The following is a 12,484-nucleotide window of genomic DNA, read 5'->3' on the forward strand; positions in this document are numbered from 1 at the left end:
ACAACGTCCGTTCTGCTCAGTCGATCACCGGCGGAACAACACGACGGTTGCCCTGCCAGGTCTCTTCGTCCTCGGCCAGGTAGTCGGGGCGGTCGCCGCCCTGGTCCTCACGCCGCCTGCTCGGAGCGTGCGCACCCGCGCCCGCACCACCAGCGGTGTTCCGCACCAGGCCCGAGCCGCCCTGGGTGAACGGCTGCCCACCCTTGGCCGGGACACCACCCGCCACGGACTGGCGCCCGCCGACGATACCTCCCGGCTCGGAGGCCAGCCGACGGCCCACCGGAGAGCCGCCTACGCCACCGTGGGCGCCGCCTCCCATGCCGCCACCCATACCACCCATGGGGCGGCCAGCCTGGGTGCCACCCATGGCACGGCCTGCCTGGGTGCCCTCCGCGCCGATGACCGTGCCGCGCGGAATGCTCGAGTTGGGGCCGCTGGTCTGGACCTGACGGCCGCCCAGGATCCCACTGTCCCGCGGGGGCAGGCCGGCGACCTGGCCCACCTTGCCGAGCCCTTGCAGCGGCCCCTGGCCGCCGGGGCCGACGTTGGGCAGTATCGGCCCGCTGATCGGCGGGAGCGTCAGGGGCGGGATCGGGACCACGGGGCTGGGTCCGCCGGGGCCCACGGGCACCTGGGGAACGGGCGTGCCCGTCGTAGGGGGCAAGGTCGTCGTGGGCGGCGGCAGCGTCCCCACGTGGTCGAGGTCCACGTTCACCTCAGGGTCCGGAATTCCGGGCAGAGGCAGCGGTGCTGGGCCCGTCGCCCGAGGCGGTGTGTTGTCCGGCTGCGGCTGTTGCCCCGGTACCCAACCGGGTGCCTCCGACTGCCGCTCCGCCGGACCACGAGAAGCCCCGTACGAGGATCCAGCCGAGCCGGACTCTCCTCCACCGGGACGCGCCATGTCCTCTTGGCCATAGCGGTTCACCGGCACGAACTCCGCCGGCGGCGGCGGGAACGTCGGGACCTCCGCCGCGTTCATGTGGCTGGACGACTGCTCGTACTTCTGCGCCAGGTTGTTCATCAGCCTGACGGCCTCGAGACGGTCGTCCTCTAGCTTCTTTTCCTCCTGCTTGGCGACCACGGGCGCGTCAGGGTCGTTGTGGGCCTGCTTGGCGGCCTCGAGGTTCTTGGCAGCGCCCGTGTCGTAGGCGGGCATCTTCGTCGCCTCGGTCATCACCTGGACGGCGTCGGCCATCCACTTGGAGCCCGTCGCGCTGTATTCGCTCAGCCGGAGCGTCGCGTTGCCCGCCCGGCCCACCCACTCCTGGAAGGACGTGGCCGCTTCACCCTCCCAACCGGTGACGCGGTGGTTCTTGAGCGCCTCGCCGATCTTCTTGATGTCGTCGGACGCCTTCTGCAGCTGGTCGGCCCGCTCCTTGACCGCAACCGGGTCCAGTGAAGCGATCATCTCGCGCAGCTTCTGGTGCGAGTAGCCCTCAAACCTCGTTGTCGTAGCCATCAGTGACTACCCCCCGTCGCGTTGCCACCAGTTCCATGCGAGGCTGCCAGCCTGCGCTGCTCCTCCAGATACGGGTCGCGCTCCGGCACGTAGTGCTTTTCCGCGTCCTTGGCGATGGCGACCATGCGACGCTGTGTGTCGTCGTCCACATCGCCGAACCCCTTGCCCGCCGTCGAGATCGCGATCCCCAGCGCCTCGATCTGGTCCGCCAGCCCCTTCGACAGCTTCTGCAGCTCCGTGATGACGGTGTCGTAGGACTTGAACATGGCCTCCGCCTCAGGGAAACCGTGGCCGAGCTTGCCCGCCGGCAGGGTGCCGTGGGCCAGCTTCTTGTGGTCCGCGTTCGAGCCGGTGAGGTCGTCCAGGAGGTCCGTCACCATCTTCTTGTATTCCGTCAGCGAGTCGTACTCGACCTTCAGCGCTGCCGCCGTCGCAGCTGCTGCCGCCTGTGACGCTGCCTGCGCGCTGATCGCTGCCGCCACACTCGAAGCGTCCACTCCGAACAGACCCGGCCCACTCTCCACTGCCACGTTGGCCTCCCCGACTCCCCGTCCCCGTTCGCACCCGTTCGCACGCGCACGTAAACACTCGTACCGATCACTCTAGCGACCGGCACCGACAGTCCCAAGTCCGGTGTTGCAGGTGCAATGCGGGTCACAAGGTCATGAGTTGGGCACCGCGACCGCCGCCGATGGCCTGATCGGGAGCCTGTTCACCGGGCGGCCCGTGGCCGCCCGCACTGCCGAGGCCACCGCCGCCGGGGCCGTCACCACGGGGACCGCGCTCGCCGCCTTCGCGCCGAAGGGGGCCACCACGTCACGTTCCTCGACCAGTTTGACGATGCGGACCGTCGGGGCGTCCAGGGCGGTCGGGAGCGCGTAGCCCGTCAGGTCCGGGTGGCGGACCAGGCCCGAGACCGTGCGGAGGTTTTCGGTCAGGGCCGCGCCCACGCCCTGGGTGACGCCCGCTTCGATACGGGCCTCCAGCTGGCGGGGGTTGAGGATGCGGCCGACGTCCTGGGCCACGGCCAGCTCGACCACGCGGACCGAGCCCAGCTCGATGTCCACGTCCACCACCGCGCGGATCGCGCAGAAGGCGAGGCCGACGAAGGCGTCGCCCTGGCCGTCGCCGTCCAGGGGCTCCGTCGGGTGGGGGCGGCACTGGGCCGTCGCCCAGAGCTCCTTGCCCTCCATCGCCTCCGCGACCGTCGTGGAGAACGCGCCGTCGTACGACGTGATTCGGCCATCCGCGATCTGGAGGAGTTCCGTGGACATGCCCAGCTTGTGGGCCATGGGCTGGAGGAGCTGGGTCCGGACCATCTTGGCGGCCCGTTCGACCGCGCCGCCCGACACCCAGGTGTGGCGGCCGTGCGCCGCGGGGCCCGCCGGCGGCTGGTCGGTGTCGACCGGGGCCGTGGTCACCTCGTCGACGCCCAGGATCTCCTGGACGATCTGACGGGCGAGCGTGGCGAAGCCCTGGCCGGTGTCGACGGCCGCGCAGATGACCGTCGCCACGCCGTTGACCACCTTCACCGTGGCGGTGGAGACCTCGTCCGTGCCCTCCGCGCCGAGCATGTGGACCATGCCGACGCCGTACCCGACCCCGCGCCGCACCGCACCCGGCTCGCCCGCGCCCTCCAGGCCCCCGGGCAGCAGCCACTCGTCCTCCGGGGTGTCCTTCGGGAGGGCGGGCAGTTCGAAGTCGCGGACCGAGCGCAGGAGTTCCGCGACCGGAGCCGGGCAGGTGACCGTCTGGCCGGTGGGGAGGAGGTCGCCGGTGGCCAGGACGTTGCGCAGGCGCAGTTCCGCGCCGTCGATGCCGAGGGCCGCGGCCAGTTTGTCCATCTGGCCTTCGTACGCGGCGCAGACCTGCATCGCGCCCTCGCCCCGGACGTGGCCGGAGGGGGGGTTGTTCGTGCGGACGGCCCAGCCCTCGACGAAGGCGTGCGGGACGACGTACGGGCCGCACGCGAAGGCCACCGCCGCCGCGAGGGACTCCGACGAGGCGTCCGCGTAGGCGCCGGCGTCCATCAGGATCTGGGCCTCGACCTTGACCAGGCGGCCCTCCGCGTCCGCGTGGTGGCGGTAGCGCAGCAGCGTCGGGTGGCGGTGGGTGTGGCCGAGGAAGGACTCCTCGCGGGTGGCGGCCAGTTTGACGGGGCAGCCGGTGCGCAGGGCGAGGAGGCCGAGGGGGAGTTGGAACGCCGCGTCCTCGCGGTCGGCCGTGGCGCCCGGGACTCCGGTGACCACGACGCGCACGCGGTCCGGTTCGAGGCCGAAGCAGGCCGCCGCCAGGTCGCGGTCGGTGTGCGGGTCGGTGGAGGCGGTGTACAGCTCCACGCCGCCGTCGGGGCGCGGCACGGCCAGCCCGGCCTCGGCGCCGATGGGGGCGGGGTCCTGGCGGCCGATGCGGTAGAGGCCCTCGACGACGACCTCGCCGGTGACCTCCGGGTCGCCGTAGCGGAGCGGGATGTGCCGGATCAGGTTGCCGTCGGGGTGCAGCGGGGCGGCGCCGAAGGACTGCTCGGGGTCGGTGACCGGGTCGAGGAGCTCGTACTCGACGGCGATCGCGGCCGCGGCGAGGCGCGCGGTGTCCGGGTGGTCGGCGGCGACGGCGGCGATGGGCTCGCCGTGGTGGCGTACGACGTCGTGGGCGAAGACGGGCCGGTCGGCGATGCGGCGGCCGTGGGTGGTGGCGCCGGGGACGTCGGCGTGGGTGACGACGGCGCGCACGCCGGGCATCCCGGCGGCGGCCGAGGTGTCGATGGAGAGGATCCGGGCGTGGGCGTGCGGGGAGCGGAGCACGGCGGCCCACAGGAGGCCCTCGGCCCACAGGTCGGCGGCGTAGGGGAAGGTGCCCTCGGTCTTGGCGCGGGCGTCGGCGGCCGGGACGGAGGCGCCGATGCCGTGCGGCACCTGCGGCTCCGCCGCCTCCGGGGCCGCCGCCAGGGCGGTCACCGTGGTGTTCACCGTCGTCGTCGCCGTCGCCGCGTCCTGCCCGCTCACACCGTGCCTCCGTGGTGGATGCCGCCCTCGCCGGGCGCTGCCTCATGCGGAATGCGCGCCTCCGGCGAACCCGGAGCCGAGCCCGACGGCTCGGCGGCCGCCGCCTCGCGCCCGGCCACGACCTCGCGCACGGCGTCGATGACCCCCGCGTAGCCGGAGCAGCGGCAGAGGTTGCCGCAGAGCGCCTGACGGGTCTCCAGCTCGCTGGGGGCGTGGTTGCCCTCCAGCAGGTCGTGGATGGTCATGGCCATGCCCGGTACGCAGAATCCGCACTGCACCGCACCCGACCTGCACAACGCCTGCTGGACGTCCGAGAGTTCCCCGTTCGTCGCGAGGCCCTCGACGGTACGGACCTCACTGCCGGCGGCGGTGGCGGCCGGGACCAGGCAGGAGGCGACGAGCCGGCCGTCGACCTTCACGGCGCAGGCACCGCATTCGCCCTGCGAGCAGCCGTCCTTGGCGCCGGCGAGGCCGAGGCGCTCGCGCAGCACGTAGAGGAGGGATTCGCCGATCCAGGCGCCGGTGACGGGCCGGTCGGCGCCGTTGACGCGCAGGACGTAGGAGGCCAGCGGGTGCTCGTGGTGGTCCACGGGCGTGGCGGCCGTCCCGTCCTGGATTTCCCCATACGTGGACACCTCGGCCGGGACACCTGCGGCGGTGTCCTCGTCCGGGACCACCACGGCGGTGTCGGCGGTGTCGCCGAGCGGCGTGGCCTCGGGCCCCGTCCCGGCCGGGGTGGGGGCGGCTCCCGCGAAGCCGTGCCCGTCGGTGTGGGCCGGCTCCGGCGCCGACGCTGCCGCGGGCGTGTGCGGAGGCGTGGGCTCGCCGTCGGCCCCGGCCGCGGATGCCGGCTCGGCCTCGGCCTCGACGTCAGGCGCGGACCCGCCTTCGGCATCGGGCCCGGCCTCGACACCGGCCTCGGCCACGGGCTCCGGATCCGCCCCGGCCGCGAACTCCTGCCGGGCTCCGAGCCCGGCCCCGACTGCAAACTCCGATCCAGCGCCGAACCCCGACCCGGGCCCGAACCCCGACTCAGCCGCACGCCCCGGCCCGCCGTCGAACCCCGACTCCGCCGCAAGCTCCCGCTCAGCCGCGAACCCCGAGCCCGCCGCGAACCCCGACCCCGCCGTATGCCCCGGCCCGGCCTCGAACCCCGAGCCCGCCTCGAACCCCGACTCCGCCGCAAGCTCCCGCTCAGCCGCGAACCCCGAGCCCGCCGTGTGCCCCGGCCCGGCCTCGAACCCCGACTCCGCCGCAAGCTCCCGCTCAGCCGCAAACCCCGACCCCGCCGTATGCCCCGGCCCGGCCTCGAACCCCGACTCCGCCGCAAGCTCCCGCTCAGCCGCGAACCCCGACCCCGCCGTATGCCCCGGCCCGGCCTCGAACTCCTGCCCGGCCGCGAACTCCGGCTCGGTCGCGAACTCCGGCCCGGCCGGCAGGTCCGAGCCTGCCGGGAACTCCGCGTGCCCGGACCCGGACCCGTACTCCGGGCCCGTCCCGAACCCGGTGCCGGCCGTGTCCCCCGGGCCCGCCTCGACCACCGGCTCCGGCCCGTGGCCGAAGGCCGCGAAGCCGTGGCCGTCGGTCTCCGTGCCCGGAGCCGACGGCGCGGGCCGGGAGCCCTCGAACGGGGTCCCCGCCGGGCCGTGGGCGGCCTCGATGTCGTGCGGAGCCGGATGCACCGGCTCGCCCTCCGGCAGCGGGGTGCCCACGCCGGGTCCGCCCAGTACGCGCGGGCCGCGCCCCAGGGCGCCGACCCCGGGACCGCCGAGCAGCCGCCCGGCGCCCATCGCCGTGGCGGTGGCCGCCGAAGCCACCGCGTCGTCCGTGCCCGGCAGCACGCCCGGGTCCGGTTGCGCCGCGTAGCCCCGCGCGCCCTCGAAGTCGGGGTGGTTCGCCCAGGGCGCCGGGGCGCCGCCGGGCAGCGTCGCCGGGGCCTGGCTCCAGTCGGCGTCCAGCGCGCTCGGCACCGCCCACTGGCCGGTGGCCCCGCCCTCGGGCTCCTGCGGTACGTCCGGGAACCGCCACTCCGCGGTCGCCCCCGGGTCGGGCTCCGGCTCGGCCTCGGCGAACGCCGCGGCCACCGATGCCGGGATCGGGATCGACGCCGGGATCGGCCCGCCGACCGGCGCCGGCGTGGGGGCCGCGGCGGCGTCCGCCGGACCAGAACCCCCCGCCTCCGGCCACTGCACCGGCATCGTCCACGTGCCCGTGGCCGCCGGATCCGTACTGGCCGAGCCGAGCGGCACGATCATCGGCGGCGGCACGTACCCGTGCCCGGGCGCCGCGAGCGGCTCACCGGTGCCGAGCGCGTCCAGCATGTCCTGCGGCAGCTTCACGAAGGCCGTCGCGTCCGAGTCGTACTCGCCGCCCTGCGGGACCGGTTCCCAGCCCCAGCCCGCCGCGCCGTTCCCCTGGCCCTGGCTCACGTTCTCGTTCTCGTTCCCGCTCATGAGGTCAGTGCCCTCCCCAGGGCCCTGCGCGCCAGCACGGCCACCGTCCGCCGCAGATGCAGTACACCGGGAGCCACCGGTTCCCCCTGGTCGGGGACGCAGGCGGCCGCGACGTACTCGCCGAAGGCCTCCAGCGCCTCGGGGGCCAGGCTCCGCTCGCCGTCCCAGTCGATCAACGAGGCCACCCACTGCTCGGCCTCCAGCGGCCGCAGCGGCATCGGGGCGACCGCGCCGATCGCACAGCGCACGCCCCGGCGCGCGGGGTCCAGCACCAGCCCCACGGACGCCACCGCGCGCCCCGGCCCCGTACGCCCCGTGGCCTTCAGGAACACCTGCGGCGCGTGCAGCAGCGGCACCCGTACGAAGCCGATCAGCTCCCCGGGCCGCAGCATCTCCCGGCCGGCCAGCAGGTGCGACACCGGGATCTCCCGCGATCCGCCCGGGCCGACGATGACGAGCACGGCCTCCAGCGCGGCCAGCACCGGGAGGGCGTCACCGGTGGGCGCGGCGGTGGCGATGTTGCCGCCGAGGGTGCCGGCGTTGCGGATCTGCGGGGGTCCGGCGGCGCGCGCGGCGGCCGCGAGGGCGGGGATCAGGGCGGCGAAGTCCGGCCGCCCCATCCGCGCGTGGGTGAGGCCCGCGCCGAGCAGCGCGTGGCCGTCCTGGTACTGCCAGCCGCGGATCTCGTTGATCCGGCCCAGGCCGACCAGCGCGGCGGGCCGCAGCAGCCCGGCGTTGACGGCGGCCATGAGGTCGGTGCCTCCGGCCACGGGCACGGCGGCGGGCATGGCGGTGAGTGCCGCCACGGCCTCCTCGAGCGAGGCCGGCAGCGTCACGGATTGCGCCGCCTGCGGTGCGTGCGTGGTCAACCCAGCTGCCCCTTCCCGATGTCCCGGTCCCGGCGCTCACGCCTGTCCGCCGTACGGTACGTGCTCACCGCCGGGAGGTGGCAACTCTGGCACATCTTCGCGGAGCTCCGGCGCGAGGGTCGGCCGGGCGCCCCCTCGCCGCCCCGCATGCCGGCGAACCCCGCGGGACGACGGCGACTTCCGCCGCTCACCGCCCCGCGGCCGCCCCCGCACGCTCCGGCCCCGCAGCCGCGGCGCCCGGCGGCGCCCACTCCCCCGGCTGACCGTTTTTCCCCGTATCACCGGAAATCCAGCCAGAGTTCCCCTTCGGTTCCGTTTCAGTTCCGCTTCGGATCCGATGCGGATTCGAAGCGGAACCGCTCCCCTCGCGCCCCGCCCTGTCACACGTTCGGGGGCGCGCCCTCCTTCGGCCGACCCAGCACCCCCGGTCGCCGCTGCCACGGCAGCGGGCCGCCCGGCGGCCGGTAGCCGACCCCGAGCGCGTCCAGCCGCGCGTAGTGCGCCGCCGCCATCCGGCCCTCGAACCAGGCGAAGTCCCGCTCCTGCGGCTCCGGCAGCCGCGACCACACCACCTCGGCGAAGGCGGCCAGCCGCGGGAACACCTGGTAGTCGACCCGCCCCTGGTCCTCCATCACCTCGGTCCACACGTTGGCCTGCGCGCCGAGCACATGGGCGGCCGCCTCCGCCGACAACTTCGGCGGTACCGGCTCAAAGCGGTACACATCCTCCAGCGAGCGCACGTACGCGATGGGTACCGGCTCCTCGGCTCCGCCCGCCTGCCGGTAGTCCAGGTAGACGTGCTGCTCGGGGCACATCACCACGTCGTGCCCGGCCTCGGCGGCGGCGATCCCGCCCCCGTAGCCGCGCCACGAGGAGACGGCGGCCCCGGGCGCGAGCCCGCCCTCCAGGATCTCGTCCCAGCCGATCAGCCGCCGCCCGCGCGCGGCGAGCCAGGTGTCGAAGTGCCGGATGAACCAGGACTGCAGTCCGTCCTCCCCGTCCACCCCCAGCTCGCGGATCCGCTCCTGCGCGACCGCGGAGGCCCGCCACTGCTCCTTGGGGCACTCGTCCCCGCCCACGTGCACGAAGGGCGAGACCTCGGCGGGGAACAGCTCCAGCAGCTCCTCGAAGACCCCTTCGTAGAACCGGAGCACGGCCTCGGTCGGCGCGAGCACGTTCCGGCTGATCCCCCAGTCGTCCCAGACCTCCAGCGCCGAGGTGTCGACGACGTCCGTGTTCCCCAGCTCCGGGTAGGCGGCGATCGCGGCCTGCGAGTGTCCCGGTACGTCGATCTCCGGGACCACCCGGACGTGCCGCTCGGCGGCGTACGCGACGATCTCGCGGATGTCGTCCTGGGTGTAGAAGCCGCCGTGCGGGGTCTCGTTCCACAGCGGCGAGGCGCGGTGGCCACACCGGCTGCGCGCCCGCCACGCGCCGACCTCGGTCAGCCGGGGGTGGCGCTTGATCTCGATCCGCCAGCCCTGGTCGTCCGTCAGGTGCAGGTGCAGGACGTTGAGCTTGTGCGCGGCGAGCAGGTCGATGTAGCGCAGCACCGCGTCCTTGGGCATGAAGTGCCGGGCGACGTCGAGCATCAGCCCGCGCCACGCGAACCGGGGGCTGTCGGCGATCCGCCCGTGGCGCAGGCTCCACGCGCGCCCGGGCAGCGGCGCCTTGCGGTGGGCTTCGGGGCCCAGCAGCTGACGCAGCGTCTGGAAGCCGCGAAACAGCCCGGCCGCGCTCGCGCCGGCCAGCTCGACGCCCGTCGCGTCGACGGTGATCCCGTACGCCTCGGGCCCCATCCGCTCGCCGTACCCGGGATCCAGGCTCAGCCTCACGTCCGCGGTCGCGCCGTGCGCGACGGCGGGCAGGCTCCAGCCGGTGGCCGCGCCCAGCTCCCGGCGCAGCAGCCGCGCCACGCCCTCCGTGCCGGGTCCGGCCGCGAGGGTCGGCTCGGGGCCGAAGGCGAAGCGGCGCCCGTCCTCCTCGAAGACGGCGACTTGAGGTGCGGGGATCAGGTCCATGCGTCAGCCCTTCGCAGCAGCCTGTTGCACCCTGCGCAACGCCCGTTCCACAGAGTGCTCGTGCCGCCGACCCTAGTACGCCGAAGGCCCCCGGGATGCGCGGATGCGCACCCCGGGGGCCTCGGTCCTGCTCTGCGGGCCGGACCTACTGGTCCTTGCCGCCCTTGTCCTTGTCCCCGCCGGGGCCCATGGACTCGTAGATCTCCTTGCACATGGGGCAGACCGGGTACTTCTTCGGGTCACGGCCCGGTACCCAGACCTTGCCGCAGAGCGCGACGACGGGGGTCCCGTCGAGCGCGCTCGCCATGATCTTGTCCTTCTGGACGTAGTGGGCGAAGCGCTCGTGGTCGCCGTCACCGTGCGACACCTGCGGCGTCGGCTCTACGAGGGTCCCCGTGCCAGTCCCGCGCTCGGGCTCAAGAGTGCTCATGCGACCAGGGTACTGAACCCGGTGCGGGTCAGTTGAGCGACGGGTCGTCCGGATAGGTGGCGACCATCGCGAGTTCGCTGCGCTGGCGGCGCAGCACCGCCCGCCAGAGGCGCTCCGGGTCCGGGAAGGACACGTCGCCGGGTTCGGACTCCACGACGTACCAGGCGCCGTCGCCCAGCTCGTCCTCCAGCTGGCCCGGGCCCCAGCCCGAGTAGCCGGCGAAGATCCGCAGCGAGCCCAGGGCGGCGGCCAGCAGCTCCGGCGGCGCCTCCAGGTCGACGAGGCCGATCGCCCCGTGCACCCGGCGCCAGCCGAGGGGGCCCTCCTCGCCCGGGATGACCGCCACCCCCAGCGCCGAGTCCAGGGCCACCGGCCCGCCCTGGAAGACCACGCCCGGGTCGCCGGCCAGGGGCGCCCAGGGCAGCAGGACGTCACCGACGCCCACGGGCGTGGGCCGGTTGAGGACCACGCCGAGCGACCCCTGCTCGTCGTGGTCGAGCAGGAGCACCACCGCGCGGTCGAAGTTCGGGTCCGCGAGGGCGGGGGTGGCCACGAGCAGCCGCCCTGTGAGGGAGGACACCTCGGTCATGCCGCCATGATCCCGCACATTCGCCCGTTGCGGGGAGCGGGCGGGAAGATCGGATCGCGGGCAGCTCAGGGCGCACGGCAGCAGGGAGGAGCGCGCACGCCCGGCGCGGGCGGAACGCGACACTCCGCCACTTGGCGGACACACAGGGTGCTGTGGCGAATTCATGACAGTCCTACGGCCGCGTCAGCCTTACGAACAAGGGGGTGGTGGCCCTTACCCTTTTCCCTGGCCCCCCTGCCCACCCCTCTTCGGAACGCGAGATTCATGACCGTCACCGACGATGTCCTGCTTGTCCACGGCGGCACCCCGCTTGAGGGCGAGATCCGTGTCCGCGGCGCGAAGAACCTCGTGCCCAAGGCCATGGTCGCCGCTCTGCTCGGCAGCGAACCCAGCCGGCTGCGCAACGTCCCCGACATCCGTGACGTGCGCGTCGTCCGCGGCCTGCTCCAGCTGCACGGGGTCACGGTCCGCCCCGGCGACGAGCCGGGCGAGCTGGTGCTCGACCCGACCCACGTCGAAAGCGCGAACGTCGCCGACATCGACGCCCACGCCGGCTCGTCGCGCATCCCGATCCTGTTCTGCGGCCCCCTCCTGCACCGCCTCGGCCACGCCTTCATCCCGGGCCTGGGCGGCTGCGACATCGGCGGGCGGCCGATCGACTTCCACTTCGACGTGCTCCGCCAGTTCGGCGCGACCATCGAGAAGCGCGAGGGCGGCCAGTACCTGGAGGCCCCCCAGCGCCTGCGCGGCTGCAAGATCCGCCTGCCCTACCCGTCCGTCGGCTCGACCGAGCAGGTGCTGCTGACGGCCGTCCTGGCCGAGGGCGTCACCGAGCTCAGCAACGCCGCCGTCGAGCCGGAGATCGAGGACCTCATCTGCGTACTGCAGAAGATGGGCGCGATCATCTCCATGGACACCGACCGGACCATCCGGATCACCGGTGTCGACCGCCTCGGCGGCTACAACCACAAGGCGCTCCCGGACCGCCTGGAGGCCGCCTCCTGGGCGTCCGCGGCGCTGGCGACCGGCGGCAACATCTACGTCCGCGGCGCCCAGCAGCGCTCGATGATGACGTTCCTGAACACCTTCCGCCGCGTCGGCGGGGCGTTCGAGATCGACGACGACGGCATCCGCTTCTGGCACCCGGGCGGCCCGCTGAACGCCATCGCCCTGGAGACGGACGTGCACCCCGGCTTCCAGACCGACTGGCAGCAGCCGCTCGTGGTCGCCCTGACGCAGGCCACCGGCCTGTCGATCGTCCACGAGACGGTCTACGAGTCCCGCCTCGGCTTCACCTCGGCGCTCAACCAGATGGGTGCTCACATCCAGCTGTACCGCGAGTGCCTGGGCGGCAGCGCGTGCCGCTTCGGCCAGCGCAACTTCCTGCACTCGGCGGTCGTCTCCGGCCCCACCAAGCTCCAGGGTGCCGACCTGGTCATCCCCGACCTGCGCGGCGGGTTCTCGTACCTGATCGCGGCGCTGGCGGCGGAGGGCACCTCGCGGGTCCACGGCATCGACCTGATCAACCGCGGCTACGAGAACTTCATGGAGAAGCTCGTGGAGCTCGGCGCGAAGGTCGAACTCCCGGGCAGCGCGCTGGTCTGACCCGGCACCCCGGCCCCTGCTGGGGGTCCGGGGGTCATCCCCCGGGCAGGCAC

General features: G+C 74.0%; 9 protein-coding genes. 1 reads left to right on the forward strand and 8 read right to left on the reverse strand.

Translation table 11 applies throughout. The features are described 5' to 3' along the window. Nucleotides 1-16 precede the first annotated feature (16 nt). From ACFTXQ_RS31985 to ACFTXQ_RS32020, 8 genes are all read right to left on the reverse strand, one after another. Complete coding sequence (locus tag ACFTXQ_RS31985; protein ID WP_382647694.1) at nt 17-1,459, reverse strand: WXG100 family type VII secretion target; 1,443 nt, start codon at nt 1,457-1,459, stop codon at nt 17-19. Continuing rightward, nucleotides 1,459-1,989: a hypothetical protein gene (locus ACFTXQ_RS31990; protein ID WP_382647697.1), complete on the reverse strand. Its 531-nt coding sequence runs from the start codon at nt 1,987-1,989 to the stop codon at nt 1,459-1,461. The genes ACFTXQ_RS31985 and ACFTXQ_RS31990 overlap by 1 nt, the downstream gene beginning before the upstream one ends. Nucleotides 1,990-2,121: 132 nt before the next feature. Continuing rightward, nucleotides 2,122-4,416, reverse strand: coding sequence for a xanthine dehydrogenase family protein molybdopterin-binding subunit (locus ACFTXQ_RS31995; RefSeq protein WP_382647713.1), 2,295 nt, complete (start codon nt 4,414-4,416; stop codon nt 2,122-2,124). A gap of 44 nt (nt 4,417-4,460) precedes the next feature. After that, a complete protein-coding gene (locus tag ACFTXQ_RS32000; protein ID WP_382647700.1) occupies nt 4,461-6,917 on the reverse strand; it encodes a 2Fe-2S iron-sulfur cluster-binding protein in 2,457 nt (818 codons plus the stop codon). Then, the gene (locus ACFTXQ_RS32005) at nt 6,914-7,786 is read right to left on the reverse strand and encodes an FAD binding domain-containing protein (RefSeq protein WP_382647702.1); all 873 of its coding nucleotides are present in this window, start codon (nt 7,784-7,786) and stop codon (nt 6,914-6,916) included. The genes ACFTXQ_RS32000 and ACFTXQ_RS32005 overlap by 4 nt, the downstream gene beginning before the upstream one ends. Nucleotides 7,787-8,166: 380 nt before the next feature. Further along, entirely contained in the window at nt 8,167-9,807 is a 1,641-nt protein-coding gene (locus ACFTXQ_RS32010) for a beta-N-acetylhexosaminidase (RefSeq protein WP_382647705.1), read from the reverse strand. A gap of 145 nt (nt 9,808-9,952) precedes the next feature. Next, nucleotides 9,953-10,237, reverse strand: a complete 285-nt coding sequence (locus ACFTXQ_RS32015) for a DUF3039 domain-containing protein (protein ID WP_063754862.1) — start codon at nt 10,235-10,237, stop codon at nt 9,953-9,955. 28 nt (nt 10,238-10,265) lie between these two features. After that, on the reverse strand, nt 10,266-10,826 hold the full coding sequence (locus tag ACFTXQ_RS32020; RefSeq protein WP_382647708.1) for a YqgE/AlgH family protein: 561 nt from the start codon (nt 10,824-10,826) through the stop codon (nt 10,266-10,268). Nucleotides 10,827-11,090: 264 nt separating this feature from the next. On the opposite strand from ACFTXQ_RS32020, the gene murA reads away from it, so the two are divergent. Further along, complete coding sequence (gene murA, locus ACFTXQ_RS32025; RefSeq protein ID WP_382647710.1) at nt 11,091-12,431, forward strand: UDP-N-acetylglucosamine 1-carboxyvinyltransferase; 1,341 nt, start codon at nt 11,091-11,093, stop codon at nt 12,429-12,431. The last annotated feature ends 53 nt before the right edge of the window (nt 12,432-12,484 follow it).

It is taken from the genome of Streptomyces sp. NPDC057010, from assembly GCF_042673805.1.
Classification (GTDB): domain Bacteria; phylum Actinomycetota; class Actinomycetes; order Streptomycetales; family Streptomycetaceae; genus Streptomyces.

Coding starts and splice junctions, on each gene's coding strand:
- ACFTXQ_RS31985 (WP_382647694.1), bottom strand. CDS start 1,459: ATGGCTACGACAACGAGGTTTGAGGGCTACTCGCACCAGAAGCTGCGC.
- ACFTXQ_RS32000 (WP_382647700.1), bottom strand. CDS start 6,917: ATGAGCGGGAACGAGAACGAGAACGTGAGCCAGGGCCAGGGGAACGGC.
- ACFTXQ_RS32010 (WP_382647705.1), bottom strand. CDS start 9,807: ATGGACCTGATCCCCGCACCTCAAGTCGCCGTCTTCGAGGAGGACGGG.
- ACFTXQ_RS32015 (WP_063754862.1), bottom strand. CDS start 10,237: ATGAGCACTCTTGAGCCCGAGCGCGGGACTGGCACGGGGACCCTCGTA.
- ACFTXQ_RS32020 (WP_382647708.1), bottom strand. CDS start 10,826: ATGACCGAGGTGTCCTCCCTCACAGGGCGGCTGCTCGTGGCCACCCCC.
- murA (WP_382647710.1), top strand. CDS start 11,091: ATGACCGTCACCGACGATGTCCTGCTTGTCCACGGCGGCACCCCGCTT.